Below are 25,793 nucleotides of genomic sequence, written 5' to 3'. Positions count from 1 at the left end.
CGCCTGAGACTAATAACTGCCCGCAGGGCACATGGAGGATGTTTTGACCTCGGTCAACCTAGGAATGCCAGCTGCACCGCCGCCCGTCCTTGCCCCGAGGCGCAAAACCCGCCAGATCAAGGTGGGCTCGGTAGGGGTCGGGTCGGACTTCCCGATCAGCGTGCAGTCGATGACCACCACGCCCACCACGGACATCAACGCCACCCTCCAGCAGATCGCCGAGCTCACGGCGTCGGGCTGTGACATTGTGCGCGTTGCCTGCCCCAGCGCCGATGACGCGGCCGCGCTGCCCATCATCGCCAAGAAGTCGCAGATCCCGGTGATCGCGGACATCCACTTCCAGCCGAAGTACGTGTACGCCGCGATTGAAGCTGGCTGTGCCGCCGTCCGTGTGAACCCGGGCAACATCCGCAAGTTTGACGACCAGGTCAAGCAGATCGCCAAGGAAGCCAAGGACGCCGGCGTGTCCATCCGGATTGGCGTGAATGCCGGTTCGCTGGATCCCCGCCTGCTGGCGAAGTACGGCAAGGCCACCCCCGAAGCGCTGGTGGAATCCGCCGTTTGGGAAGCCAGCCTCTTCGAGGAACACGACTTCCACGACTTCAAGATCTCCGTGAAGCACAATGACCCCGTTGTCATGGTCCGTGCATACGAGCTGCTCGCCGAGCGCGGCGACTGGCCCCTGCACCTGGGCGTCACGGAGGCAGGTCCTGCCTTCCAGGGCACCATCAAGTCCGCTACCGCCTTCGGCGCGCTGCTCTCCAAGGGCATCGGGGACACCATCCGCGTCTCCCTCTCCGCTCCGCCGGTCGAAGAGATCAAGGTTGGCAACCAGATCCTGCAGTCGCTGAACCTGCGGCCGCGGAAGCTTGAGATCGTCTCCTGCCCCTCCTGCGGCCGCGCCCAGGTGGACGTCTACACCCTCGCGGAGCAGGTCACCGCCGGGCTGGAAGGAATGGAAGTGCCGCTGCGCGTCGCCGTCATGGGCTGCGTCGTAAACGGCCCGGGCGAGGCGCGCGAAGCGGATCTGGGTGTAGCCTCCGGTAACGGAAAGGGCCAGATCTTCGTCAAGGGCGAGGTCATCAAGACCGTTCCGGAAGACCAAATCGTAGAGACCCTGATCGAAGAAGCGATGAGGATCGCCGAGGACATGGGGGAGGCCGATGGCGAGGATGCTGGCACGGGTGGCCCCATGGTTACCGTCGGCTAGGACGGAAAAGATGCGCAGCGGAAACATGACGGGAACGCTGCGCATCCTCGGTGCGGCCGACACCCCGGCGCTCACCGAACTGGCTGCGGCGGACCCAGTGGCGAATACGTTCCTGATTTCGCATCTGGAAAGCACGGGAACCGCCGCTCCGACGGCGGCCGGCGGCCAGGTGCTCGGAGTGTTCGACGACGGAAGGCTCACCGCTGCCTGCTGGGCGGGAGTCAACGTCGTACCCACTGGAGTTACCGCCGAGAACGGGGCGGAGATCGGCGCCTACCTGGCCCGCACGGGCCGCCGCTTTTCTTCGGTGTTCGGCCCGGCGGAGGCCGTGCTGTCCCTATGGTCCGAGCTGCAGCACAACTCGCCGCGGCCCTTCGACGTGCGCAGCGACCAGCCGCTGCTGGAAATCCCTGGACCGTCGCCGGTGCCCCCCGCTCCCGGGCTGCGCCGCGCCCGACCGGCGGACCTGGACCGGCTGCTGCCCGCCTGTGCAGCCATGTTCGAGGAGGAAGTCGGCTACTCGCCGGTCGCCGGAGGCGGCAGTCATTACCGGCAGCGGGTTCTCTCACTCATCCAGAACGGACACTCGCTGGTTGAGTTCGACGCCGCCGGCCAAGTGATCTTCAAGGCTGAGCTTGGGACTGTCTCCAGCAGGGCCGTCCAGGTCCAGGGAGTCTGGATGAATCCGACCTACCGGGGACGGGGGCTGAGCGCCGCCTACATGTCCGCCGTCGTGCAGTTCGCCCAGGAACTGGCCCCGCTTACCAGCCTGTACGTGAACTCCTACAACACCGCTGCCCGCGCGACCTACGAATCCGTGGGATTCCGCCAGGTAGGCACCTTCGCGACCATCCTGTTCTAGGCCCTTGTCCGCCGGTTCCCGGGGTGCGCGGCTTCAGCTCTGCCCGGCTGGAAGCCGCCGTTGCCGCGGCCAACCGCTTCCTGGAGCTGGGTGGCGACGTCCTGAGCGAGGAGACCCTGCGCGCGCTGCTGCCGGATACCGAATCCGCGCCCGGAGCCGAGGTGACCTTCGAGCCGGCCGCCTGTGCGGAACTAGCGGCCACCGCGTCTGTGACCGCCGTGCAGGATGCTTCGCTTGCCGGACTTGCCTACGGCACGGAAGCTGAGGCGGCCAGCGTCCTCGACGTTGCGGCCTACGCAGACGAATCCCTCCTCGACACCCTCGACTACATCGATGAAGCGGTTCTCCGGCTGCACGGAGATCCGGATGACCAGGGACGGTGCAACCGTCACGGTGACCAATACCCGGCTGGACGTCGCAACCGCTGCCGAACAGACACTGGCGCTGGACACCGCGGTCAGTTCCCCCGCGGGAGCGACGCGGCTCGTGCTGGTCAGCGCCAGGACCGGGAACGTGCGCCTTGTCGCGTCGCTGCCGGCACCCCGGGACCCGCAGCGGGCCGCCGCCGAAGCGGGCCGGCTCATCGATGCGGTCCTGGCGGAACTGGGCCTGGCCTCCCGCTAGCCGTTGCCGCTTCCGCCACGCGGCGGCCGTGTCCGGTGCAACCGGCGCCAGGGGCTAGATTAGTAGGGAGAAACTTCCTACTTTGGTGCAGCCAGCGGCTGCAGAAACGGATTCGACGCGTGGTCCTTCGACTTTCCACCCTTTTCCTGCGCACCCTGCGCGAAGACCCGGCAGACGCCGACGTCGCCAGCCACCGCCTGCTGGTCCGTGCCGGTTACATCCGCCGCGCGGCTCCCGGCATCTATTCGTGGCTCCCGCTGGGCCTGCGCGTGCTGGGCAAGGTGGAGACCATCATCCGTGAGGAAATGGCTGCGATCGGCGCCCAGGAAGTCCACTTTCCCGCCCTGCTGCCCCGCGAACCCTACGAAGCGTCCAACCGCTGGACGGAGTACGGGGACAACCTGTTCCGCCTGCAGGACCGCAAGGGTGCGGACTACCTGCTGGCCCCCACCCATGAGGAAATGTTCACCCTCCTGGTGAAGGACCTTTACAGCTCCTACAAGGACCTGCCGGTCTCCCTGTTCCAGATCCAGAACAAATACCGCGACGAAGCCCGGCCGCGTGCCGGCCTGCTCCGCGGCCGCGAGTTCATCATGAAGGATTCCTACTCCTTCGACATCGACGACGAGGGCCTGGAAGCCAGCTACCAGGCCCACCGCGGCGCCTACCTGCGCATCTTCGAGCGCCTGGGACTCGACGTCGTTGTGGTCTCCGCCGTGTCCGGTGCCATGGGCGGGTCCAAGAGCGAGGAATTCCTGCACCCGACCCCAGTGGGCGAGGACACCTACGTCCGTTCGGCCGGAGGCTACGCAGCGAACGTCGAAGCAGTGACCACCGTTGCGCCCGAAGCCGTCGACTTTTCACACGCACCGGCGGCGCAGGTGGTGGACACCCCGGATACGCCCACGATCGACACCTTGGTGGCTGACGTCAACGCACGCTTCGCCAAGGAGTCCGGTGAATGGACCGCCGCGGACACGCTCAAGAACGTAGTGCTCGCCGTGACGCTGCCCACCGGTGAGCGGCAGATCGTCGTCGTCGGTGTTCCGGGCGACCGCGCCGTGGACCTCAAGCGGATCGAAGCCAACATCGGCTCCCACCTCGAGATGTCCGGCGAACTCGGTGTCGAGGCTGCCACCGACGAGGACCTCAAGAAGCACCCAGGCCTGGTCAAGGGCTACATCGGCCCGGGCCTGAGCCGGGATGAAGCCGTCCTGGGCACGAAGTCGGCCACCGGTCTGCTTTACCTCGTGGACCCCCGCGTGGTTGCCGGTACCGCCTGGATCACCGGCGCCAACCAGCCGGGCAAGCACGTTCTTGGGCTGGTTGCCGAGCGTGATTTCGGCTGGGACGGCGTCATCGAAGCCGTGGAGGTCCGAGAAGGCGACGAAGCCCCGGACGGATCCGGGCCGCTCGAAGCGGCACGCGGCATCGAAATGGGTCACATCTTCCAGCTCGGCCGCAAGTACGCCGAAGCCCTGGGCCTCAAAGTCCTGGACAAGAACGGCAAGCTGGCCACCGTGACCATGGGCTCCTACGGTGTGGGCGTCACCCGCGCCGTCGCGGCCCTGGCCGAGTCCAACCGGGACGAGAAGGGCATCATCTGGCCGCGCGCCGTCGCGCCCGCCGACGTCCACGTTGTAGCCACCGGACGCGGAGACGAAATCTTCGAAGCCGCGGCGAAACTCTCCGGAGACCTCGAGGCAGCAGGCCTGGAGGTCATTTACGATGACCGCCCCAAGGTTTCCCCCGGCGTGAAGTTCGGTGATGCCGAGCTGATCGGCGTTCCCACCATCCTGGTTGTTGGCCGCGGACTGGCCGACGGCGTCGTCGAAATCAAGGACCGCGCCACGGGTGTGGCTGAGAACGCTCCGGTAGACGAGGCTGTGGAGTACGTGCTCCGCGCTGCCCGCGCCTGAGCCTCCCGGTGGTCTCGGGGCTTGAGGACATAACGCTCGCCACCATCGCCCTCGTGGTGGTGGCGGGCATTGCCGCAGGATGGATCGACGCCGTTGTGGGCGGCGGCGGGCTGCTGCAGCTGCCGGCGCTTCTCCTGATTCCCGGAATCACGCCGGTGCAGGCACTGGCGACGAACAAGATGGGGTCCGTCTTCGGGACGACCACAAGCGCCGTCACCTATTACCCTCGCGCCCACCCGGACCTGAAGACAGCGCTGCCCATGGCAGGCGTGGCGCTGGCGGGAAGTTTCGGCGGAGCGGTGCTGGCGGCGTCGCTGCCGTCGTCAGTCTTCAAGCCGATCATCGTTGCGGCGCTGATCATGGTTGCGGTGTTCACCGCTGCGAGGCCGACGGTGGGGGAGCTGACCAAGCTCCGGCACACCGGAAACCGGCACTACGTCACGGCCGGGGCCATCGGCGCGGTCATTGGGTTCTATGACGGCCTCATCGGCCCCGGCACCGGCTCCTTCCTGATCATCGCCATGGTGACGCTGCTCGGCTACAACTTCCTGGCTGCCAGTGCCAAAGCCAAGATCGTGAACATGGCTACCAACATCGGCGCCCTGGCGTTCTTCCTGCCGCACGGCTCGCTGTTGTGGGGCGTGGGCCTGATCCTGGGACTGGCCAACATGACCGGCGGCTACATCGGCGCCCGGATGGCCGTGAAGCAAGGCAGCAGGTTCATCCGCATCGTGTTCCTGGTGGTGGTTGGCGCGCTGATCATCAAACTCGGCACCGACGTCTGGATTGAAAACTTCCAGGACTAGCGGCAGGACCCTAGGCGGCCGGCAGTTCGCTCACCGGAGGAAGCCCGGGATGGGCCCTGCCAGCCAGCGCGGCGGCCACCCATACCGAACGCTGCGCATCGGCGGGCATTCCGCCACGGAGATACTCCAGGGCGTTGGCTACTTCCCGCAGGATGCTCCACTCAAATGCGGCCTGGATATCCAGCCCGCCGGCCTCGCAGAGACCGTGCAGCCGCTGCACCAGGGAACGCTCCGGGGCCCCTGACTCCAGGTCCCCAAGCCGGTTCCAAAGCATGGGCGCCACGGCGTATTCGACCTCCCCGCACACTGCCTGCGGATCAATGGCTGCCCACCCGCCGCCCGGCCGGGCCAGCACGTTGCCGAAGTGCAGGTCCGCGTGCACCAGCACATCGCGGCTGCTGCGCCGGCCCACCACGCCGCGGGTCTGGCAGACGGCCAGCGCCTCTTCCAGCAGCCAGCGTTCAAACGGCCGGCCCAGAGCCTCCCACTCGGCGGGAAGCTCATCCGAAAGCTGCTCCGCCCTTTCGGCAGCGGAGGGTATGCCGGCCCATTCCGGGTCCTCCGCTTCGGGGATGGCCAGCTCACGGACCAGCCTGCCCCACGCCTGCACTGCCTCGGCGACCGGAACCTGCAGGAGGGATGTTTCCGGGTCCAGCCGTTCGAGCAGCAGTGCGGAGCCTGCAGGGTCACGGTCCAGGAGCCGGACTGCACCGCGGCCGGACCACAGCTGGAGTGCCGGTGCCTCGGATTCAGCCTCCGGGTGGGGGAAAGGCAATTTCAGGACGGCGGGTGCGCCGCCGGCGGTGAGGACCGGCAGCACCAGTGATCCATGGCCGTGCCAGGTTCCCCGTACGGACGCATCCGGTTCCAATCCGAAGGTATCCATGGCCTTATCCACGAGGCCGTGAAGGCTGTCGACCCAGTCCCGTCCTTCGCGAAAGCGCAGATAGCGCCTGCGCAGGGCTTCGGGTACTACGACGGCGGATGCCATAAAGGTGCCTCCTGCGGGCTGGGGTCCGTGGCTGGCGGTGCGGCAGCCTGCTCCGGCCACCAACCAAGCCTAGGGTCCCGGTCCCCGCCGTGCCAGTGCGGAGGCTAGCCAGCAGCCCAGGGGAGGTGCGCCGGTTCTGCGTCCAGCCCGGGAGCGGGCGGGATTTCGCCGGTGGAGTACAGCAGCAGCGATGTTGCCACCAGCCGGTCGATGGCCCAGGAACGTACGGCGCCGTCGCTGTTCCCGGCCAGGTCGGCATAGATGCTGGGCATCATCCCTTCCAGTTCCTCCAGGCTGGGTACGGGCTCGGCCAGGAACGCCGGGTCAAGGGACCAGGCGGGCAGGGGAGTGACTTCGGGCAGGCACAGGTCAGGCAGCAGCCGGACGCCTTCCTGGCCCGCCTCAAGATGGGCGTTCCGGCGCTGGGCGGGCGGCTGCCCCAGGACCGTGAAGCCGCTGCCGACCTGGGCCTGGGCAACCTCGTAGCCGTATGCCGCGCCGTACTCGGCATTGACGGCTGCGTGCAGCGATTCGGCGGCACCGGGCCGGTCCCGCAGGACGGCTCGGTCATCGCCGGAACATTTGGGCTGCTCCTGCAGCACGGGAGTCCAGCCGGATTCCGGCAGCTGTTCCAGCGGTTCTCCCAGGACCTGTGCGGTCCGTTCGGCCAGCAGCAGCTGCCCGGTACCGGCAGCGGCCAGCAGGCGTGCCGTCCCGTAATCTGCCCGGCCGGCTGCGGCAAGGTTCCTGCGGGCTGATTCAAGCAGTGCCCGGGCGTAGGGCCGGGTTGGGGCAGCGGCCGGATTCCGGGCCGCTGCAGCGCTGCCGGGGCTGGCCAACAGCAGGGACTGCTGATTCAGGATGTCAGCAGCGGACCGCAGTTCGGCGGCCGCGCCGGCGTCAAGGGAGCCCGCAAGCGACTCCGCCCGGGCGGCAAGGACGCGGGACGTGGCGAACGCCTCATTGAGTGCCTGTTCCGAAAAGGACCGGGGGCGTTCCGGTTCGGCGCCGGAACCTGCCGTCAGCCCCAGCGAGGCGACAACGCAGGCCAGAAGCCCCAAGGCAAGGGTGCGGCGGAGGAAGCCGGCGGCCGAGGCAGCCCTGGAGGGGCGTGTGCCGGGCCGCTGCAGGACGTTCGGGGGCTTCTCCACAACACTCGATCATGCCACGAACAGGCCCCCACCTGCGGCGGTGACCCGGAGGTCCGGGAAAGTCGGTAGTCTAGGAGCTACAACAACATCTAGTGGGAGGCAGTAATGGCGGGTCGCCCCAGCCCTAAAAAAGACACGTCGTCCAACTACCGCAAGGACGCCCAGCGCGCCGAGGTAGCTGCGGAGACACAGCGGCTCAAGGACTACCTGGCTCCCACAGTTGCCGGTGAGAACCTCTTCCTGGAGGACATCGAGATCAAGATTGCCGGTGCCCACCGAACCGTCCACGTAGTCGTGGACCTTCCGGAGACCGAAAGCGGCGGCGTGAGCCTGGACCGGATCGCGGATGTTTCCCGCGTCCTCTCGGATGCGATGGACGCAGATCCCCAGGATGACGGCCGTCCCTACAGTCTCGAGGTGTCTTCCCCGGGCGTCTCCCGGCCCCTGACCGAACGGCGTCACTGGCGCCGCAACACGGGCCGGATGGTGTCAGTAACGCCGGTGCGCGGCGACGCCGTGACCGGGCGCCTCCTGGAAGTCGACGAGTCCGGCATCACGCTGGTCCCCGAAATCGCGGTCAAAAAGGGGATGAAGCCCAAGCAGGGCGAGAAGACGCACCTGGCTTTCGACCAGATCGCCAAGGGCCGGGTCGAGGTTGAATTCGCCCACCTTGAAGACGAACCGGCTGGCGACGACGCCGACGGAATTAACAGCACAGCCGAGGAGGCCTAAATGGATATTGATATGAGTGCGCTGAGGCTGCTGGAAGCGGAACGCGAGATTCCGCTGGACAAGCTGATCCCCACCATCGAGCAGGCACTGCTTGTCGCCTACCACAAGACCACGGGCTCGCAGGAAAAAGCCCGCGCCGAACTGGACCGCAAGAGCGGGCATGTGACCATCTGGGCGACAGAGCTCGACGACGACGGCGAGGCCGTGGGCGAGTTTGACGACACCCCGGCAGGATTTGGCCGCATCGCAGCCAGCACCGCACGGCAGATCATCCTGCAGCGCCTGCGCGACGTGGAGGATGACAACATCCTGGGCGAGTTCAAAGGCCGCGAAGGTGAACTCGTTTCCGGCCAGATCCAGCAGGGCAACAACCCGAACATGATCCAGGTCAACCTCGGCTCCATCGAGGCGCTGCTGCCTCCGACCGAGCAGGTTCCCGGGGAGAAGTACCTGCACGGCTCGCGTGTGCGTGCCTTCGTCGTCGACGTCCGCCGCGGTTTCAAGGGCCCGTCCATTACCCTTTCCCGCTCCCACCCCGGTCTGGTCCGCAAGCTCTTTGAGCTGGAAGTACCGGAGATCGCAGACGGATCAGTGGAAATCGTGGCCCTGGCCCGCGAGGCCGGCCACCGGACCAAGATCGCCGTGAAGGCAAACGTTCCGGGCATCAACGCCAAGGGAGCCTGCATTGGGGAAATGGGCTCGCGCGTGCGGGCCGTCATGACCGAACTGCATGACGAGAAGATCGACATTGTGGACTTCAGCGAAGACCCCGCAACGTTCATTGCCAACGCGCTGTCGCCTTCTCGGGTAAACTCGGTGACCATCACCGACGCGGATACCCGCTCGGCCCGCGTGGTGGTGCCGGACTACCAGCTCTCCCTGGCTATCGGCAAGGAAGGGCAGAACGCCCGCCTCGCAGCGAAGCTCACGGGCTGGCGGATCGACATCGTTTCCGACGCAAAGTCCGCCTAGCATCCCTGCCCGCCGGGCAGGGATGAAGGAAAGAGAAGAGAAACGCGGTAGAATGTACATGGCCGGGTCACCGTCCGCCTTCCAGCAACCGCAGGAGCCCGTGGAATCGGTGCGGCCTGCGGCAGGATCGGCGCATGTTCCTCAGCGGACATGCATTGGCTGCAGGAAGAAGGATGACCAGGCCGTGCTGATGCGGCTGGCGCTGGAATCAGAAGACGGCAGCAATGCCGTCCTGGTAGATGAGAGCCGCCGTATGTCTGGCCGGGGCGCCTGGTTGCACCCCGACACAGCATGCCTCGCAACAGCTGTGAAACGCCGTGCTTTCGGCCGTGCCTTCCGGGCGCAGGCCGATCCCTCGGCAGTTCATCAGTGGTTCGAAGCTCAAGAGGCGGGTCCCACCCGGAACCCCCTCGAAACCGTCCAACCTGAAAGCGGGTCAGAAATCTGATGGAAACCCGATGAGTACCCAGCGATGAGTACTTTGTTGTGCTCTGTGATGGGCCCTGCTGCAACCGCAGCGGAAGCCCGCAGCAAATAGACGGTTCGTGCCTGGCTCGGTGCGGACCGAGACAGGAGAAATGTGGCCAAGGTCCGCGTACACGAGCTCGCCAAAGAGCTCGGCATTACCTCGAAGGACGCAGTCGCAAAACTGCAGGAACTGGGCGAATTCGTCCGGTCGGCGTCTTCAACCATTGAAGCGCCCGTAGTCAAGAAACTGCGCGGGGCGTTCCCCGACGCAGCATCCAAGCCGGCAGCACAGCCGGAAACCTCCGCTCCCCGCCCGGCCGCTCCGGCACCGGCAGCCCCCGCAGCGAAGCCTGCCTCAGAAGCTCCGGCTCCCGCTGCAGAGAAGCCCGCTGCCCCTGCCCCGGCCGCCCCCGCTGCCCCTGCCCCGGCCGCCCCCGCGGCGCCGGCGCCGGCGGCCCCCGCCGCACCGGCGAAGGCTGAGAGCAAGCCGGCAGCCCCGGCACCCGCCCCGGCTCCCAAGACCGAGGAAAAGCCCGCTGCTCCGGCAGCACCGGCTGGATCCTCTTCAGCGCCCCGTCCGGGTGCGCCGCGGCCCGGAGCTTCCGGCCCGCGCCCCGGCAACAACCCGTTTGCGACGTCCCAGGGAATGCCGCGTCCCCGCGGCCGCGGTGAAGGAAACGGCCAGGGCGGACCCCGTCCCGGCAACAACCCGTTTGCCACGTCCCAGGGAATGCCCCGTCCGGGCCAGCGCCGCGACGAGTCCGAGCGCACCGGAACCCCCGGCGCCGCAGGACCGCGTCCGGCAGCAGGCGCAGGCGGTCCCCGTCCGGGCGCACCCCGTCCCGGTGCACCGCGTCCCGGCGCTCCGCGTCCGGGTGCTCCGCGCCCCGGCGGCGCCGGCGGAAACCGCCCGACTCCGGGCATGATGCCCAACCGCACTGAGCGGCCCGCAGCCCCGGCACGTCCGGGTGCAGGCGGACCCCGCCGTGGACCCGGCGGAGCTCCGGGAACCGGCGGCGGTCCCGTTGGCGGCGGCTTTGGCAAGGGCGGCCGCGGACGCGGTGGCACTGCCGGTGCTTTCGGCAAGGGCGGCGCAGGACGCGGCAAGCAGCGCAAGTCGAAGCGGGCGAAGCGGCAGGAACTGGAGCAGATGTCAGCTCCGTCGCTGGGCGGCGTTTCGGTACCCCGCGGCGACGGCAACACCGTAGTCCGGCTCCGCCGCGGCGCGTCCATCACGGACTTCGCTGACAAGATTGAGGCAAACCCGGCAGCACTGGTCACCGTGCTGTTCCACCTCGGTGAAATGGCAACGGCCACCCAGTCCCTGGACGAAGAGACGTTCGGTGTACTCGGTGAAGAGCTGGGCTACAAGATCCAGGTTGTTTCACCGGAAGACGAAGAGCGCGAGCTGCTCTCCAGCTTCGACATCGACTTCGAAGCCGAGCTGGAAGCCGAAGGCGACGACGAACTAGAGGCACGTCCTCCGGTAGTCACCGTCATGGGCCACGTTGACCACGGCAAGACGCGCCTGCTCGACGCGATCCGCAACACCAAGGTTGTCGAGGGCGAAGCCGGCGGCATTACCCAGCACATCGGTGCCTACCAGATCGCCTTCGAACACGAAGACACTGAGCGGGCCATTACCTTCATCGATACCCCGGGCCACGAGGCGTTCACCGCCATGCGTGCCCGTGGCGCGAAGGTCACCGACATCGCTGTCCTGGTTGTCGCAGCGGACGACGGCGTCATGCCGCAGACCGTTGAAGCCCTCAACCACGCACAGGCAGCAAACGTGCCGATCGTGGTTGCCGTGAACAAGATCGACAAGGAAGGCGCCAACCCGGAGAAGGTCCGCGGACAGCTGACCGAGTACGGACTGGTTCCCGAAGAATACGGTGGCGACACCATGTTCGTTGAGGTATCGGCACGCCAGAACCTGAACATCGACGCCCTGCTCGAGGCCGTGCTGCTCACCGCAGACGCAGCCCTGGACATGCGTGCCAACCCGGACAAGGACGCTCGAGGCATTGCCATCGAAGCGAACCTGGACAAGGGCCGCGGCGCCGTCGCGACCGTCCTGGTCCAGTCCGGTACGCTGCGCGTCGGCGACACGATCGTAGCGGGCACCGCCCACGGCCGCGTTCGTGCCATGTTCGACGAGAACGGCGACGCCGTAACCGAAGCCGGACCGTCGCGTCCGGTGCAGGTCCTCGGCCTGTCCAACGTCCCGCGTGCCGGTGACACCTTCTTCGTGACCGACGACGAGCGTACCGCCCGCCAGATCGCCGAGAAGCGTGAAGCTGCGGACCGCAACGCCGCCCTGGCCAAGCGCCGCAAGCGCATCAGCCTTGAGGACTTCGACCAGGCTGTCGCTGACGGCAAGGTTGACACCCTTAACCTCATCCTCAAGGGTGACGTTTCCGGTGCCGTGGAAGCCCTGGAAGACTCCCTGCTCAAGATCGACGTCGGGGACGGCGTGCAGCTGCGCGTTATCCACCGCGGCGTTGGTGCCATCACGCAGAACGACGTCAACCTGGCGACCGTGGACAACGCGATCATCATCGGCTTCAACGTCAAGCCTGCCGAGCGCGTGGCCGACCTGGCCGAGCGCGAAGGCGTGGACATGCGCTTCTACTCCGTCATCTACGCAGCAATCGATGACATTGAGCTGGCCCTCAAGGGCATGCTCAAGCCGGAGTACGAGGAAGTGCAGCTCGGCACCGCCGAGGTCCGCGAAGTCTTCCGTTCCTCCAAGTTCGGCAACATCGCCGGCTCGATCGTCCGCTCCGGAGTTATCCGCCGCAACGCCAAGGCACGGGTTACCCGTGACGGCAAGGTCATTGGCGAAAACCTCACCGTTGATTCGCTCAAGCGTTTCAAGGACGACGCCACCGAAGTCCGGACCGACTTCGAGTGTGGTATCGGCCTGGGGTCGTTCAACGACGTCAAGGAAGGCGACATCATCGAGACCTTCGAGATGCGCGAGAAGCCGCGGGCCTAGTACCCCGGCCAGGGGTCGCCGTCCGCGGCGGCCCCTGCCTGCGGGCCTATGCGGCCCGCTCCGCCCCGGCCGGCGCGGCAGCCTGTGCTGGCCTGAGGCATTTCAGCGCACGCAGGCGGCCCTCAGCGGCCGCCTGCGTGCGAACTAAATCTTTAGCTAAGGAGAGGTAATGGCAGATCCAGCACGCGCTGCGAAACTCGCTGACCGCATCAAGGTGGTAGTTGCCCAGGCGCTCGAGCGGCGGATCAAGGATCCCCGGCTGGGATTCGTGACCATCACCGATGCCCGCGTCACCAACGACCTGCAGCATGCCACCGTCTACTACACCGTTTTCGGGGACGAGGCGCAGCAGGCCGACACGAAGGCTGCCCTCGATTCAGCCCGCGGAATCCTGCGTTCGGAGGTGGGAAAGAACATCACCGTCCGGCTCACCCCTACCCTGGAGTTCGTCGCTGACGAAATTCCCGTGAACGCCAGCCACCTGGAGGAACTGATCCGGGAGGCCAAGAAGCGCGACGAGGAACTCGCAGCGCTGAAGCAGGGTGCCGCGTACGCCGGCGACGCCGATCCCTACCGCAGGGATGACGACGACGACGAAGAGGACCTGCAGGATGCACCGGCAGAGGACTCGGACGCACGCAGCTAATCCAGCGCAGATCCACCAGTGATTTCCCAAAGAGGAGCGGCACCCCGGCAAGGGGTGCCGCTCCTCTTTGCCTGCCGCGCATTAGCTGCTGCCGACGCCCGGCAGCCGGGATACACCGGTGACCAGATCTTCGCGTCCACCGCACAGGGCGATGCGGATCCAGCCCTCGCCGATTGACCCGAACGCGGTTCCCGGTGCAACTGCCACGCCTTCCTCCGCCAGGAACCGGCCGGCCCAGCTTCGAATGTTGCCACCGGAGACATGTGAGAGGTCCGCCCAGAGGTAGAACGCGCCCTGCGCCGCGAGGTAGGGAATTCCCTTGGCGTCCAGGACAGCTGATGCCGCATCCCGGTTGCCGCGGTAGTGCGCCGCAGCCTCCCGCACGTAGTCCTGCGGCCCGGTCAGCGCCGCCAGGGCAGCGTACTGGGAGGGTGACGCCACGCAGGAGACGATCGACTCCATGACGGTGCTCAGCTGTGCCTCCAGGCCCGCAGGCGTCACGAGGGCCCCCACACGCAGCCCGGTAAGTCCGTAGGTCTTGGACAGCGTGTAGGAGGCGACGACGCGCTTTCCGCCTGCGGCCTCGCCGCCGTCGAAGGCCAGCGGGGAAACATGCGGCACGTCGAAGGTAAACGCTTCGTAGCATTCATCGGAGAGAATCCAGAGGTCCCGGCGCCGGGCGAGCTCCGTCAGCTCCCGGGTGAGCTCCGGACTGAAGACGGCGCCCAGCGGGTTCGACGGCGAATTTACCAGCAACACCCGGGTGCTGGGCGTGATCCTCGCCTCAATATCCTCGATCCGCGGCTGGAATCCGTTCTCCGGGTGCAGAGGATATTCAACCGGCTCCGCATGCAGCAGCCGGGCGGTCATGGCGAAGGTCGGGTAACCGGGGTTGGGGATCAGGATCTCGTCCCCGGCATCCAGGAGCATGCTCATGGCCAGGTGCAGTCCCTGCTGGGCGCCGGACGTCACGAATACCCGGGACGGGTCGATTGCAGTGCCGGTCTGTGCCGACACCCGTTCGGCGAAGGCGGCGCGAAGCGGCGTGATGCCGGCATTCGGCGTGTAGCCGGTCTCGTCCCGGGCCAGCGTGTCCTGCGCCGCCTGCAGCACATGCACCGGCGTGGGAAAGCCGGGTTCGCCAATACTGAGCACTACTGCATTGGGGGTGGCCCAGGCCGCCTGCGTTATTTCGCGGATCTGGTTCGGGTCAACGGAACGCACATGGGCGGCGAGCTGGGACATAACCGCATGCTACAGCCGGGCCGGTCCGCGCCCCCGGAGGCCGGGCCGCCGCACGGACGGGGGCCGGGGTGCGGGAATTCGGGTCCCGGCAGCGCGCATATACTGAAAGGCGTGAATTCCGGGCAGGTCCGTTCAGGACTGATTATTGTGGACAAACCGCAGGGATGGACCAGCCACGACGTGGTGGGCCGCCTGCGCAGGCTCGCCGGGACCAGGAAAGTCGGCCACGCCGGAACCCTTGATCCCATGGCAACGGGTGTGCTCGTGGTGGGCATCAACAAGGCCACCCGCCTGCTGACCTACATTGTGGGTACGTCCAAGACGTACGAAGCCACTATCCGGCTGGGCCAGTCCACGGTTACCGACGACGCCGAAGGCGAAGTCACCGCCGAAACCATCGCCGCGGCGGTGACGGACGAAGAGATCCGCAGCGCCGTGAAGGCCCTCACCGGCGACATCCTGCAGGTCCCCAGCAGCGTCAGCGCCATCAAGGTGGGCGGAGAACGCTCCTACGCCCGCGTGCGTGCCGGCGGCGAGGTGAACCTTCCGGCCCGTCCGGTGACCGTCTCCCGCTTCGAGGTCCATGACATCCGCCGCGAGCACGGCGGCAAGCTGCGCGACGTCGACGTCACGGTTGAATGCTCCTCCGGAACCTACATCCGTGCGCTGGCCCGGGACCTCGGTGCTGCCCTGGGCGTCGGTGGCCACCTCACCGCCCTGCGCCGGACCTCGGTGGGACCGTACACCGAAGAGCAGGCCCGCACCCTGGACCAGCTCGCGGAGGACCTCCGCCTCCTGGACCTGAACGACGCCGCCCGGGCACTTTTCCCGGTGCGTGAGCTGAGCGACGGCGAAGCGGCGGACCTCTCCCACGGCCGCCGCATCCCGGCCTCCGGAACAGCGGCAGGGGAGGACGCGCCGGTTGCGGCCTTTGCTCCGGACGGGGAGCTGATCGGCCTGCTTGCGGACAAGGAAGACACTGCAAAGGCGCTTCTCGTCTTTGCCCCGGGAAACGAAAGGTCCTAAGTGGTCATCGACCCCCTGTTCATCGTCGGGACGATTGTCTGCCTGGTCTCCGCCGTGCTCTGCATCGGTGCGGCAGTGCTGCGCCACGGACCGAATGACCTGACGATCCTCTCCGCAGCCGCCGTCGAGCTTTTCCTGATTATCTACGCCGTCGCTGCCGTCATCCGCCAGACTGGAGGCGAAACCCTCAACGGCCCCGCCTGGGAGTTCTGGGGCTACCTCTTCACCGCCGCGGTCATTCCGATAGGGGCTGTCTGGTGGTCGCTCATGGATCGGTCCAGATGGAGCAACCTGGTCCTGGGGGCCGTAGGCATTACCGTGTTCGTTATGTTGTTCCGCATGGAACAGATTTGGGATGGAGCGCCGCTGGCATGAAAAAACTGATCAAGCCGCGCCCGGAGTCGCCAGCCGCCTCACCGACCTCCCGGAATGCGGGCCCGGGACGGCTCATCGTGGCTGTCTACGGCGTCTTTGCGCTTGCCGCAACGGCCCGCGCGGCCTTCCAGATTGTCACCAAGTTCGACGAGGCGCCGGTGGCCTACCTCCTCTCTGCCTTCGCCGCCGTCGTCTACATCGTGGCCACTCTTTCGCTGGCCCGGTCCGGAGAGAGGTCCTACCGGGTTTCCGTGGCGGCCGTAAGCATCGAAATGGCCGGCGTCCTGTTCGTAGGTTTCTTCGGGCTGCTGGATCCGGCCGCGCTGCCGGATGACACCGTGTGGTCCGGCTTCGGCATGGGCTACGGGTTCGTGCCGCTGATTCTTCCAATCATCGGCCTCTGGTGGCTGTACAAGCACCGGGGCAGCAAACGCGCCTAGCCGCAGCTGGGTTCTTGTCCGCCGCCGGGCGTGAGACGATGTGGAAAACCGTGCCGTAACCGGCGCGGTGCCAATCCCAGCAGAGGGCAGGACCATGAGCATCCCAACTCCCGGGCCGGAAGAGAATACCCGGAGCGCCGCCGAAAACCCGCGCCCGCCGGCCGGCCAGTCTTTACCAGAATCGCCCACTCGTGCGGCCTCCGCTGCGGATATCCGGACCGAAAGCGGTCCCGCGGAGACCGGACGGAGGGGCGGCAGGCTCCGTGTCCGTGAAGGGAAGGCTGAGGCACGGCAGGACGCCGCGGACGCCTCCTGGAAGAGCACCGATGACTGGGGCGTCTTTAGGGCCGTTGTTGTTGCGGTGGGCGTGGTCATTGCAGCGATCGGCGGCTACTACCTCGTCACCGGCACGGCCGGGGTCGCCCAGACCGGCGGGGGACCGGTCAACGCTTCGCTGGAGAGCCAGTTCCGCTTCTTCTCGGCGATGATGGTGGGCGTAGGCGCGGCATTCGTAGCCATCGCCATCAAGTTCCAGTGGGCCAATATGCTCTGGCTCGTCTGCCTCATGGTGTTCCTGGGCGGGATCGGCCGGGTGCTGTCCTGGGCGTTCTCCGGCACTCCGCACTTCACGCTGATCATCCTGATGATCGTTGAGCTTGCCTTTCCTCCGGCACTTCTGGTCTGGCACCGGTTCATCGTCAAGACCAGCGAGCTGCGGCGCGAAATTCACCAGGGACCACGCACCGGCAGCACCGGCAGCGGAGCGGGTGCGTAACCGGCACGGCTTTTCCGCCATAATGGATGAAGCCTTCCGCGGGCAGCAGATGCGCCGGGAGGGGTTCATGGATGACTGTCCGCTGGTAAGGAGCTCGGGTGTATTACTGGAATGACCTTGCGGAGGTGCCGTCCGACCTTGGTCCGACAGTAGTGACAATCGGCAACTTCGACGGCGTCCACCTAGGCCACCAGCACGTGCTGTCGAAGCTGGTCAAGACCGCACGGGACCGCGGCGCTTCCGCCGTCGCGCTCTCCTTCGATCCGCACCCGGCAGCCGTGCACCGCCCGGAAAGCGCCCCGGTCCTCATTATGGGCCCGGCAGACCGCACCGAAGCGCTGGCCGAAACCGGACTCGACGGCCTGCTCATGGTGCACTATGACTTGGACCTTGCTTCCCTGAGCGCCGAGGAGTTCGTCCGCAGGTTCCTCGCTGACGGCCTGCACGCGGTGGCAGTGGTCCTGGGCCATGATGCCCGGTTTGGACGCGGAAACACCGGCGACCTGGACACCATGCGCGAACTCGGAGCGGAGCTGGGGTTCGATGTCATCGCCGTGGATGACCTCGATGCCCTGCCCGAAGGTCCGGGAGACACGCCCGGGCGCCGCTGTTCTTCCACCTGGATCCGCGAGGCGCTGGCGGCCGGCGACGTCCGCACCGCAGCCCGCCTGCTTGGCCGCACCCACCGGATGCGCGGCACCGTGGTGCACGGTGCCGCCCGCGGTCGGGAACTTGGGTTCCCGACGGCGAACCTCGCTCCCGAGTCCACTGGGCTCATTCCGGCGGACGGCATTTATGCCGGCTGGCTGGTCGACTCCGGCGGCACCCGCTGGCCTGCCGCCATCTCCGTCGGTTCGAACCCGACCTTCGACGGCGTCAGCCGCCAGGTCGAAGCGCACGTCATCGACCGTCCACAGGAAGCAGTGGAGGACTTCAACCTTTACGGACAGGTAGTCGGCGTTGAATTCGTGGACCGGCTTCGGGGGATGGTTGCCTATACCGGACCGGAAGCGCTCATTGAGCAGATGCGCCTTGACGTCGCGCGGACCAGGGCAGTCCTTTCGACAGAAGGCACTGCGGACAGGTAAACTGGATGAAAATTCGGCTGCGGTCCGTGGCGGCTGGATTTTCTTTGTGTCTGCCGCGTTTACGCCAGGCCGGCACAGGGTTCCCGGCAGCGAAGTGCTGATTCGGGCCTCACGGCACAACTGTAGGAGTTACATTGGCACTCGATCCCGCCGTCAAGCAGGCGATCATTCAGGAATTCGCACTCACCGAAGGTGACACCGGATCCCCTGAGGTTCAGGTTGCTGTCCTGTCCCGTCGTATTTCCGACCTGACTGAGCACCTGAAGACCCACAAGCACGACCACCACACCCGCCGCGGCCTGATGGCCCTGGTTGGTCGCCGTCGCCGTATGCTGGGTTACCTGCGCGAGACCGACATCACGCGTTACCGTGCGCTCATCGAGCGTCTTGGCCTGCGCCGCTAGTTCTGCTTTGGGGGCGGTTCCTGCGCAGCTGCGCAGGGCCGCCCTTTAGCGCAGGGTACACGGGCGGCAGACATGGACACCGGCAAGTTCCGGAAGCGCACCTGTCCGCAGACGTACCGCAGCAGTAAAGAAAAACACATACAGGAGTCAGCCAGCATCGCAGCATTCGCGGTCCTCGGTAGTGGTCTCCGGGAGAAAAGCCCGTGGACCTCGATCGAAGACCGGGTGTTGGGTACCTTGACCGCCAACCGGCGCCAAGGGCCCATGGGACGATGCTGGGTGGCCTCCGAATCAACAGAACGGAGGTGACTCTCTATGGAGGGTCCCGAAATCCAGTACTCAGAAGCAGTAATTGACAACGGCCGCTTCGGCAAGCGCGTTATCCGCTTCGAAACCGGCCGCCTCGCCGCACAGGCCGCAGGCTCCGCGATGGTCTATATCGACGAAGACACCGCCCTGCTCTCGGCTACGTCCGCCGGCAAGTCCCCGCGTGAAGGTTTCGACTTCTTCCCGCTGACCGTGGACGTCGAGGAGCGCATGTACGCTGCCGGCCGCATCCCGGGCTCGTTCTTCCGCCGCGAAGGACGTCCGTCAACCGAAGCCATCCTGGCCTGCCGCCTGATGGACCGCCCGCTGCGCCCGGCATTCGTCAAGGGCCTGCGCAACGAAGTCCAGGTTGTCGTCACCGTAATGGCGATCAACCCGGACGTGCTCTACGACGTGGTTGCCATCAACGCATCCTCCATGTCCACCCAGCTTTCCGGCCTGCCCTTCTCCGGCCCGATCGGCGGCGTCCGCGTTGCCCTGGTCGAAGGCCAGTGGGTTGCCTTCCCGAAGCACTCCGAGCTGGAGCGCGCCGTGTTCTCCATGGTGGTTGCCGGCCGCATCGCCGGTGACGACGTCGCCATCATGATGGTCGAAGCCGAAGCCACGGACAACGCCTGGAACCTCATCAAGGAAGAGGGCGCCACCGCCCCGACCGAAGAGGTTGTTGCAGAAGGCCTCGAAGCCGCCAAGCCGTTCATCAAGGCCCTCTGCGACGCGCAGTCGGACCTGGCAGCACGCGCCGCCAAGCCCACCGTTGAGTTCCCGATCTTCCTGGACTACCAGGATGACGTTTACGAAGCCGTCGAGGCTGCAGCCGCACAGAAGCTTGCAGAGGTCTTCGCGATCGCTGACAAGCAGGAGCGCGACGCCGCTTCCGACGCCCTCAAGGACGAAGTCAAGGCCGAACTGGCCGAGCGCTTCGAAGGACGCGAGAACGAAGTTTCCGCCGCCTTCCGTTCCGTCACCAAGCAGGTTGTGCGCCAGCGCATCCTCAAGGAGCAGGTCCGCATTGACGGCCGCGGCCTGACGGACATCCGCCAGCTGACCGCCGAGGTAGAGGTTCTGCCCCGCGTGCACGGTTCGGCTATCTTCGAGCGCGGCGAAACCCAGATCCTGGGCGTTACCACGCTGAACATGCTCAAGATGGAACAGCAGATCGACTCGCTGTCGCCGGTAACGCGCAAGCGCTACATGCACAACTACAACTTCCCGCCGTACTCCACCGGTGAGACCGGCCGCGTGGGTTCGCCCAAGCGCCGCGAAATCGGCCACGGTGCGCTGGCAGAGCGCGCGCTCATGCCGGTACTGCCCTCGCGTGAAGAATTCCCGTACGCCATCCGCCAGGTCTCCGAGGCACTGTCCTCCAACGGCTCCACCTCCATGGGTTCGGTCTGCGCTTCGACGCTGTCCATGCTCAACGCCGGTGTGCCGCTGAAGGCTCCGGTTGCCGGTATCGCCATGGGCCTGGTCTCCGACCAGGTTGACGGCGAAACCCGCTACGCCGCCCTGACCGACATCCTCGGCGCTGAAGATGCCTTCGGCGACATGGACTTCAAGGTGGCAGGTACTTCCGAGTTCGTCACCGCCATCCAGCTGGACACCAAGCTCGACGGCATCCCCGCCTCGGTCCTGGCCGCAGCGCTGAAGCAGGCCCGCGAAGCCCGCCTGCACATCCTCGGTGTCATGGACGCCGCGATCGATACTCCGGACGAGCTCTCCGAGTTCGCACCGCGGATCATCTCGGTGAAGATTCCCGTGGACAAGATCGGCGAGGTCATTGGCCCGAAGGGCAAGATGATCAACCAGATCCAGGAAGACACCGGCGCTGACATCTCCATCGAAGATGACGGCACGGTCCTGATCGGCGCCACGGACGGCACGTCCGCCGAGGCCGCCCGGGCCGCGATCAACGCGATCGCCAACCCGATGGTTCCCGAACTGGGCGAGCGTTACCTTGGCACGGTAGTGAAGACCACCACCTTTGGTGCCTTCATCTCCCTGACGCCGGGCAAGGACGGCCTGCTGCACATCTCCGAGCTGCGCAAGCTCTCGGGCGGCAAGCGCGTAGACAACGTCGATGACGTAGTCTCCGTCGGCCAGAAGATCCAGGTTGAAATCACCAAGATTGACGACCGCGGCAAGCTGTCGCTCTCGCCGGTTGTTGCTGATGACGACGCCGAGGGCGAAGCTGCTGCCGAGACAGCAGAGTAGATGCCTGAAAACACTGCAGACAGCCGTTCCGGCGCGGGAATTTCCCGCACCGGGACGGTTGTCCCATTTCCCCTGACATCCCGTGCGGGCGATCCGGCCCTCGAAATCGGCGACCCGGCGGGCGCCGTCGTCCGCCGTTCCGTCCTTCCCGGCGGCGTGCGCGTGCTCACCGAGTCCATGCCCGGCCAGCGCAGTGCCACCATTGGGTTCTGGGTGGGCGTTGGCAGCCGTGACGAGGCCGAAGGCCGGCACGGCTCCACGCACTTCCTGGAACACCTGCTCTTCAAGGGCACGTCCCGGCGCAGTGCCATGGACATCGCCTCCGCCTTCGATGAGGTAGGAGGAGAGTCCAATGCCGCCACCGCGAAGGAAACCACCTGCTACTACGCCCGGGTACTGGACACCGACCTGCCGATGGCCATTGACGTCATTGCGGACATGGTGACCTCCGCCGTGCTGGACGCGGAGGAACTTGAGCAGGAACGCGACGTCATCCTCGAGGAAATCGCGATGGATGCCGACGATCCGGCTGACCTGTGCCATGAAAAGTTCGCGGCGGCTGTGCTGGGGGACCATCCGCTGGGCCGCCCCATCGGCGGCACTCCGGAAGCAATCAAGGCCGTTCCGCGGGAGGCCGTGCTGGAGCACTACCGGCGGCATTACCGTCCCCAGACCCTGGTGGTCACGGCTGCCGGCGGACTGGAACACGAGATTGTTGTTTCGCAGGTGCTGGATGCGCTCAAGCGCGCCGGCTGGGAACTCGACGACGCTGCCGAGCCGGCACCACGCCGCGACACCACCCCGGCGGTAATCACCGGCAGCGGCGGCGTGCACGTTATCAACCGTCCGGTGGAACAGGCCAACATCGTGGTGGGCTGTCCTTCGCTGACCGCCAAGGACAGCCGCCGGTTCGCCATGAGTGTGCTGAACACCATCCTGGGCGGAGGCATGTCCTCCCGGCTGTTCCAGGAGATCCGCGAGAAGCGGGGACTGGTCTACTCGACTTACTCCTTCTCGGCGTCGTACACCGACGCCGGCTACTTCGGAATGTACGCGGGCTGCTCCCCGGCGAAGACCCGCCAGGTCATCGACCTGCTGCAGTCCGAGCTTGAGCGCCTCGCTGCGGACGGCGTGGCGCCCGGGGAACTGGCCCGCGCCCTGGGGCAGATTTCCGGGGGACTGGTGCTGGGTATGGAGGACACCGGTTCGCGGATGTCCCGTCTGGGCAGCGCCGAGCTGGTCCGCGGCGAATACGTGGACATTGAAGAGTCACTGGCCCGGATCCGTGCGGTCACGGCCGAACAGGTCCAGGAGCTCGCCGCCGAGCTTGCAGCGGCACCGCGCACCGTCACCGTGGTGGGTCCCTTCAACTCTCCGGCGGATCTCGGCTTCTAGCCCGCGTTCCTCCCATCGAGATCACAGAAACTGCCCGTATGAGCCTCCATACGGGCAGTTTCTGTCATCTCGGCGATATTGGGAAGGGGTTAGCCGCCGGCGAAAGGCGGAAGGATGTCCAGCGTGTCTTCCGGCGTCAGCAGCCGTGAGCGGTCCCGCGCAGCGACCTCGTTCACCAGGAACGTACTACGTCCAATGACTGTCTGCAGGACCGGTGTTCCCTCCGGCGCGTCCGGATGCAGCGCGGCCAGCTTTTCCAGCAGCTCACCCAGCTGGAGCGGCCCGGCGTCGAGGGTTTCTTCTTCGATTCCAGCCGCTGCCTTCGCAGCGCCAAAATAGCGGATCAGCACTTAGCCACCTATCGCACTCATGGTTCTGCTGGGCTGCACATAATCAGGTGCGCCCAGCCCGGCATGGTCCATGCCATGGGCCTTGGGTTTGCCCCACATCGCCTCCTGCCAGCGGCGGGCGACTACGGTATCGTCCCGGGTGCTGCGCAGGAGATCCAGGAGGTCTGTCTCTTCGTGGGAGAACAGGCAGCTGCGTACCTTGCCCTCCGCCGTGATGCGGGTACGCCGGCAGTCGGCACAGAACGGCTCCGTGACGGAGGCAATAATGCCGACGACGCCGGCAACCTCCCCAGGCACGGAGCGGTGCCGCACCTCCCAGCGTTCGGCCGGTGCGCCGTCGCGGTTCCGGGGGTCCGGGGTAAGGATGAAATCCTCCTCCAGCAGGGAACGGATCTCAGCGGCCGTGATCATCCCGTCCCGGGTCCATCCGTGGTCGGCATCCAGGGGCATCTGCTCAATGAACCGCAGCTCGAATCCGTGCTCGACGGCCCAGGCCAGGAGCCGGGGTGCCTCGGCATCGTTGATGCCGCGCATCAGCACCGCATTGATCTTGATGAGGCCAAGGCCCACCCGGGCTGCTTCTTCCACACCGGCGAGGACCCGGTCCAGGAATGGGCGGCGGGTGAGCTGTGCAAAGGTGCCCGGGTGCAGCGAGTCCAGGGAGACGTTGATCCGGCTCAGTCCTGCCGCCTTCAGCGCAGCGGCCTTCTTGTCCAGTCCCAGGCCGTTGGTGGTCAGCGACACGGGGAGGTCCGGATGGTTCGCGCGGATGCCGGCAACTATGTCCACCAGGTCGGCACGGACCAGGGGTTCGCCGCCGGTCAGGCGCAGCTCGCGCACGCCGAGGGTGTCCACGCCGATTCCCACCAGCCGGATGATCTCCGCGGCGGTGAGGACCTTGTCCCTGGGCAGCCAGTCCAGACCCGAGGCCGGCATGCAGTAGGTGCAGCGCAGGTTGCATTTGTCAGTGAGGGAGAGGCGCATGTCCGTGGCACGGCGGCCGTAACGGTCCGCCAGCCCGTCCAGCTGCGCCGGTGCACCTGCTTCCTCCACGGCAGACGGCGGCCGTGCGGTCGAGGGCATGCCCAGCTCAATTCCCATCCCCCGAGTGTAGGCCGTTTCACACGCCGTCTCTAGGCAGGGCAGGGCAGGGCGGGGCCGCTACCCCGCCCTGCCCTGCCATAATCGAGGAAACGCCCGTGCCACCGGCGCGGCGAGCCGCCTGCGGTGAAGGAGCTTACTGATGCCAGGAACCCGTGGGTTCTCCGCTGCGGCGGGAACAGTGGCGGCCGGTATCGCGGCCGCAGCAGGAGAACTGGCCGCAGCGGCGCTGAGCCCCTCCCTATCACCGGTGAGCGCCGTGGGTTCGGTGGTGGTGGACGCAGTTCCCGCGCCGGTCAAGGACTGGGCCATCGCCGTGTTTGGCACCTCGGACAAGACCGCGCTGCTGGCCGGCATGCTCCTGATCATCCTTGGGCTGGGAGCACTCTGCGGCCTGCTGGAGGCCAGGCGTCCGCCGTGGGGATCCGCGGTCCTGGCCGGATTCGGGATCCTAGGCGCTGCCGCAGTCCTGTCCCGCGCCCAGTTCAGTCCGCTGGCGCTGCTCCCGCCGCTTATCGCCGGGCTTGCCGGAGTGCTGGTGCTTCGCGGACTGACGGCGCGGATCCGCCGCTACGGGCAGTCATCCGGGACGGAGGCCGGAGCCCGACGCCGGGACGTCCTGCGCGCAGTCGGCGGGGGAGCCGCCGTAGCTGCCGTGGGCGGTGGGCTGGCCGGGGCGGCACGCAGCTCGCAGGTGGCGGTGGATGACCTCCGTGCGAACCTGCAGCTTCCCGCACCCGTGCAGCCAGCGGCCGCCATTCCCGCCGGGGCGGATTTGGGTGTCCCGGGGGCTGAACCGCTCATCACTCCCAATCCGGACTTCTACCGCATCGATACAGCGCTGCGGGTTCCCCTGATCAACCCGGAAACCTGGCGGCTGCGCGTCACTGGTTTGGTTGACCGGGAAGTGGAGATCTCCTACGCGGACCTGCTGGCCAAACCGCTCCAGGAAAGCTGGGTGACCCTTGCCTGCGTCTCCAACGAGGTCGGAGGGTCGCTGATCGGCAACGCCAGGTGGCTCGGCTGGCCGGTGCGGATCCTCCTGGCGGAAGCCGGCGTGCAGCCGGGGGCGGACATGGTGCTGTCGCGAAGCGAGGACGGCTGGACCGCCACCACCCCGCTGGAGGCACTCACGGATGCCCGTGACTCACTGCTTGCCGTGGCCATGAACGGTGAACCTCTGCCTCCGGAGCACGGCTTTCCAGTTCGGCTCGTGGTGCCCGGGCTGTACGGCTACGTCTCCGCAACCAAGTGGGTCTCGGAGTTAAAGGTTTCCCGCTTCGCAGACGAAACCTCGTACTGGACGGACCGCGGGTGGTCCGAACGCGGACCGGTCAAGCTCTCCTCCCGGATCGATACGCCCGCCAGGGGAGCCAAGGTTGCGGAGGGGAGAACCACGGTTGCGGGCGTGGCCTGGGCGCAGCACACGGGCATCAGCGCGGTTCAGGTCCGGGTGGACGACGGCGACTGGCAGGACACCCGGCTGGCCGCCGGAATCTCAGCAGACACCTGGCGGCAATTCGCCGCCGACGTCGACCTGCTGCCGGGGGACCATACCCTCACGGTGCGCGCGGTGGACGCCAGGGGCAACGTGCAGGACGAGGACGTACGCCCGGTGGTACCGGACGGCGCCACCGGCCTGCATACCATCCGCGTCAGCGCCGGCTGAGCGCT

At 66.7% G+C, this 25,793-nt stretch carries 25 protein-coding genes; 19 read left to right on the top strand and 6 right to left on the bottom strand.

The window, feature by feature from the left end; genetic code table 11:
• Positions 1-43 precede the first annotated feature (43 nt).
• Both ispG and ITX31_RS01830 read left to right on the top strand, forming a co-directional pair.
• Positions 44-1,210, top strand: coding sequence for a flavodoxin-dependent (E)-4-hydroxy-3-methylbut-2-enyl-diphosphate synthase (ispG, locus tag ITX31_RS01835; RefSeq protein WP_055240429.1), 1,167 nt, complete (start codon positions 44-46; stop codon positions 1,208-1,210).
• Between the two features lie 10 nt (positions 1,211-1,220).
• Complete coding sequence (locus ITX31_RS01830; protein WP_228528906.1) at positions 1,221-2,072, top strand: GNAT family N-acetyltransferase; 852 nt, start codon at positions 1,221-1,223, stop codon at positions 2,070-2,072.
• A gap of 191 nt (positions 2,073-2,263) precedes the next feature.
• Here ITX31_RS01830 and ITX31_RS01825 read toward each other — a convergent pair whose 3' ends face one another.
• Positions 2,264-2,464 (bottom strand): hypothetical protein, encoded by a 201-nt coding sequence (locus ITX31_RS01825; protein ID WP_194781794.1) that lies wholly within the window; start codon positions 2,462-2,464, stop codon positions 2,264-2,266.
• Here ITX31_RS01825 and ITX31_RS01820 point away from each other — a divergent pair.
• The 3 genes from ITX31_RS01820 (at position 2,439) to ITX31_RS01810 (ending at position 5,421) form a co-directional block, all read left to right on the top strand.
• A complete protein-coding gene (locus tag ITX31_RS01820) occupies positions 2,439-2,696 on the top strand; it encodes a hypothetical protein (protein WP_194781793.1) in 258 nt (85 codons plus the stop codon). The genes ITX31_RS01825 and ITX31_RS01820 overlap by 26 nt on opposite strands.
• A gap of 119 nt (positions 2,697-2,815) precedes the next feature.
• Complete coding sequence (locus tag ITX31_RS01815) at positions 2,816-4,615, top strand: proline--tRNA ligase (protein ID WP_194781792.1); 1,800 nt, start codon at positions 2,816-2,818, stop codon at positions 4,613-4,615.
• A gap of 8 nt (positions 4,616-4,623) precedes the next feature.
• The gene (locus ITX31_RS01810; RefSeq protein ID WP_194781791.1) at positions 4,624-5,421 is read left to right on the top strand and encodes a sulfite exporter TauE/SafE family protein; all 798 of its coding nucleotides are present in this window, start codon (positions 4,624-4,626) and stop codon (positions 5,419-5,421) included.
• A gap of 10 nt (positions 5,422-5,431) precedes the next feature.
• Here the strand turns inward: ITX31_RS01810 and ITX31_RS01805 are convergent, their stop codons facing one another.
• Both ITX31_RS01805 and ITX31_RS01800 read right to left on the bottom strand, forming a co-directional pair.
• Positions 5,432-6,412 (bottom strand): aminoglycoside phosphotransferase family protein, encoded by a 981-nt coding sequence (locus ITX31_RS01805; RefSeq protein WP_194781790.1) that lies wholly within the window; start codon positions 6,410-6,412, stop codon positions 5,432-5,434.
• A gap of 104 nt (positions 6,413-6,516) precedes the next feature.
• Entirely contained in the window at positions 6,517-7,563 is a 1,047-nt protein-coding gene (locus tag ITX31_RS01800; RefSeq protein WP_194781789.1) for a DUF4439 domain-containing protein, read from the bottom strand.
• 105 nt (positions 7,564-7,668) lie between these two features.
• Here ITX31_RS01800 and rimP point away from each other — a divergent pair, with 105 nt between their 5' ends.
• From rimP to rbfA, 5 genes are all read left to right on the top strand, one after another.
• The gene (gene rimP, locus ITX31_RS01795) at positions 7,669-8,295 is read left to right on the top strand and encodes a ribosome maturation factor RimP (RefSeq protein WP_194781788.1); all 627 of its coding nucleotides are present in this window, start codon (positions 7,669-7,671) and stop codon (positions 8,293-8,295) included.
• Positions 8,296-9,267 (top strand): transcription termination factor NusA, encoded by a 972-nt coding sequence (nusA, locus tag ITX31_RS01790; protein WP_194781787.1) that lies wholly within the window; start codon positions 8,296-8,298, stop codon positions 9,265-9,267.
• A 22-nt stretch (positions 9,268-9,289) separates the two neighbouring features.
• Positions 9,290-9,715, top strand: coding sequence for a YlxR family protein (locus tag ITX31_RS01785; protein ID WP_323745547.1), 426 nt, complete (start codon positions 9,290-9,292; stop codon positions 9,713-9,715).
• 132 nt (positions 9,716-9,847) lie between these two features.
• A complete protein-coding gene (gene infB, locus ITX31_RS01780; RefSeq protein WP_194781785.1) occupies positions 9,848-12,736 on the top strand; it encodes a translation initiation factor IF-2 in 2,889 nt (962 codons plus the stop codon).
• 169 nt (positions 12,737-12,905) lie between these two features.
• On the top strand, positions 12,906-13,382 hold the full coding sequence (gene rbfA / locus ITX31_RS01775) for a 30S ribosome-binding factor RbfA (RefSeq protein ID WP_152228488.1): 477 nt from the start codon (positions 12,906-12,908) through the stop codon (positions 13,380-13,382).
• Between the two features lie 81 nt (positions 13,383-13,463).
• Here rbfA and ITX31_RS01770 read toward each other — a convergent pair whose 3' ends face one another.
• Complete coding sequence (locus ITX31_RS01770) at positions 13,464-14,627, bottom strand: pyridoxal phosphate-dependent aminotransferase (RefSeq protein WP_194781784.1); 1,164 nt, start codon at positions 14,625-14,627, stop codon at positions 13,464-13,466.
• A 111-nt stretch (positions 14,628-14,738) separates the two neighbouring features.
• Here ITX31_RS01770 and truB point away from each other — a divergent pair, with 111 nt between their 5' ends.
• From truB to ITX31_RS01730, 8 genes are all read left to right on the top strand, one after another.
• Positions 14,739-15,653: a tRNA pseudouridine(55) synthase TruB gene (truB, locus tag ITX31_RS01765; RefSeq protein ID WP_323745546.1), complete on the top strand. Its 915-nt coding sequence runs from the start codon at positions 14,739-14,741 to the stop codon at positions 15,651-15,653.
• The gene (locus ITX31_RS01760) at positions 15,654-16,028 is read left to right on the top strand and encodes a hypothetical protein (protein WP_194781783.1); all 375 of its coding nucleotides are present in this window, start codon (positions 15,654-15,656) and stop codon (positions 16,026-16,028) included. It begins immediately after the preceding gene.
• Entirely contained in the window at positions 16,025-16,468 is a 444-nt protein-coding gene (locus ITX31_RS01755) for a hypothetical protein (RefSeq protein ID WP_194781782.1), read from the top strand. The genes ITX31_RS01760 and ITX31_RS01755 overlap by 4 nt, the downstream gene beginning before the upstream one ends.
• 94 nt (positions 16,469-16,562) lie before the next feature.
• The gene (locus ITX31_RS01750) at positions 16,563-17,243 is read left to right on the top strand and encodes a DUF4345 domain-containing protein (protein ID WP_194781781.1); all 681 of its coding nucleotides are present in this window, start codon (positions 16,563-16,565) and stop codon (positions 17,241-17,243) included.
• 98 nt (positions 17,244-17,341) lie between these two features.
• The gene (locus ITX31_RS01745; RefSeq protein ID WP_194781780.1) at positions 17,342-18,331 is read left to right on the top strand and encodes a bifunctional riboflavin kinase/FAD synthetase; all 990 of its coding nucleotides are present in this window, start codon (positions 17,342-17,344) and stop codon (positions 18,329-18,331) included.
• Positions 18,332-18,465: 134 nt separating this feature from the next.
• Positions 18,466-18,735 carry a 30S ribosomal protein S15 gene (rpsO, locus tag ITX31_RS01740; RefSeq protein ID WP_194781779.1) on the top strand — a complete coding sequence of 90 codons (270 nt, stop codon included), beginning with the start codon at positions 18,466-18,468 and terminating at the stop codon, positions 18,733-18,735.
• Positions 18,736-19,050: 315 nt separating this feature from the next.
• Positions 19,051-21,273: a polyribonucleotide nucleotidyltransferase gene (locus ITX31_RS01735; protein ID WP_194781778.1), complete on the top strand. Its 2,223-nt coding sequence runs from the start codon at positions 19,051-19,053 to the stop codon at positions 21,271-21,273.
• Complete coding sequence (locus ITX31_RS01730) at positions 21,274-22,668, top strand: M16 family metallopeptidase (RefSeq protein ID WP_194781777.1); 1,395 nt, start codon at positions 21,274-21,276, stop codon at positions 22,666-22,668. It begins immediately after the preceding gene.
• Positions 22,669-22,757: 89 nt separating this feature from the next.
• Here ITX31_RS01730 and ITX31_RS01725 read toward each other — a convergent pair whose 3' ends face one another.
• Both ITX31_RS01725 and moaA read right to left on the bottom strand, forming a co-directional pair.
• Positions 22,758-23,018 (bottom strand): MoaD/ThiS family protein, encoded by a 261-nt coding sequence (locus ITX31_RS01725; RefSeq protein ID WP_194781776.1) that lies wholly within the window; start codon positions 23,016-23,018, stop codon positions 22,758-22,760.
• A complete protein-coding gene (gene moaA, locus ITX31_RS01720; protein ID WP_194781775.1) occupies positions 23,019-24,119 on the bottom strand; it encodes a GTP 3',8-cyclase MoaA in 1,101 nt (366 codons plus the stop codon).
• 142 nt (positions 24,120-24,261) lie between these two features.
• Here moaA and ITX31_RS01715 point away from each other — a divergent pair, with 142 nt between their 5' ends.
• Positions 24,262-25,788 carry a molybdopterin-dependent oxidoreductase gene (locus ITX31_RS01715; RefSeq protein ID WP_194781774.1) on the top strand — a complete coding sequence of 509 codons (1,527 nt, stop codon included), beginning with the start codon at positions 24,262-24,264 and terminating at the stop codon, positions 25,786-25,788.
• The last annotated feature ends 5 nt before the right edge of the window (positions 25,789-25,793 follow it).

It is taken from the genome of Arthrobacter gandavensis, from assembly GCF_015355785.1.
GTDB classification, from domain to species: domain Bacteria; phylum Actinomycetota; class Actinomycetes; order Actinomycetales; family Micrococcaceae; genus Arthrobacter_B; species Arthrobacter_B gandavensis_A.
This window is presented reverse-complemented; position numbering and strand designations above follow the sequence as displayed.

What these genes read in the sequence shown, in the direction of transcription:
- ITX31_RS01830 (WP_228528906.1), top strand. Translation starts at nt 1,221, where the DNA reads ATGCGCAGCGGAAACATGACGGGAACGCTGCGCATCCTCGGTGCGGCC.
- ITX31_RS01820 (WP_194781793.1), top strand. Translation starts at nt 2,439, where the DNA reads ATGACCAGGGACGGTGCAACCGTCACGGTGACCAATACCCGGCTGGAC.
- ITX31_RS01805 (WP_194781790.1), bottom strand. Translation starts at nt 6,412, where the DNA reads ATGGCATCCGCCGTCGTAGTACCCGAAGCCCTGCGCAGGCGCTATCTG.
- rimP (WP_194781788.1), top strand. Translation starts at nt 7,669, where the DNA reads ATGGCGGGTCGCCCCAGCCCTAAAAAAGACACGTCGTCCAACTACCGC.
- nusA (WP_194781787.1), top strand. Translation starts at nt 8,296, where the DNA reads ATGGATATTGATATGAGTGCGCTGAGGCTGCTGGAAGCGGAACGCGAG.
- ITX31_RS01785 (WP_323745547.1), top strand. Translation starts at nt 9,290, where the DNA reads ATGAAGGAAAGAGAAGAGAAACGCGGTAGAATGTACATGGCCGGGTCA.
- rbfA (WP_152228488.1), top strand. Translation starts at nt 12,906, where the DNA reads ATGGCAGATCCAGCACGCGCTGCGAAACTCGCTGACCGCATCAAGGTG.
- ITX31_RS01770 (WP_194781784.1), bottom strand. Translation starts at nt 14,627, where the DNA reads ATGTCCCAGCTCGCCGCCCATGTGCGTTCCGTTGACCCGAACCAGATC.
- ITX31_RS01755 (WP_194781782.1), top strand. Translation starts at nt 16,025, where the DNA reads ATGAAAAAACTGATCAAGCCGCGCCCGGAGTCGCCAGCCGCCTCACCG.
- ITX31_RS01750 (WP_194781781.1), top strand. Translation starts at nt 16,563, where the DNA reads ATGAGCATCCCAACTCCCGGGCCGGAAGAGAATACCCGGAGCGCCGCC.
- ITX31_RS01735 (WP_194781778.1), top strand. Translation starts at nt 19,051, where the DNA reads ATGGAGGGTCCCGAAATCCAGTACTCAGAAGCAGTAATTGACAACGGC.
- ITX31_RS01730 (WP_194781777.1), top strand. Translation starts at nt 21,274, where the DNA reads ATGCCTGAAAACACTGCAGACAGCCGTTCCGGCGCGGGAATTTCCCGC.
- moaA (WP_194781775.1), bottom strand. Translation starts at nt 24,119, where the DNA reads ATGGGAATTGAGCTGGGCATGCCCTCGACCGCACGGCCGCCGTCTGCC.
- ITX31_RS01715 (WP_194781774.1), top strand. Translation starts at nt 24,262, where the DNA reads ATGCCAGGAACCCGTGGGTTCTCCGCTGCGGCGGGAACAGTGGCGGCC.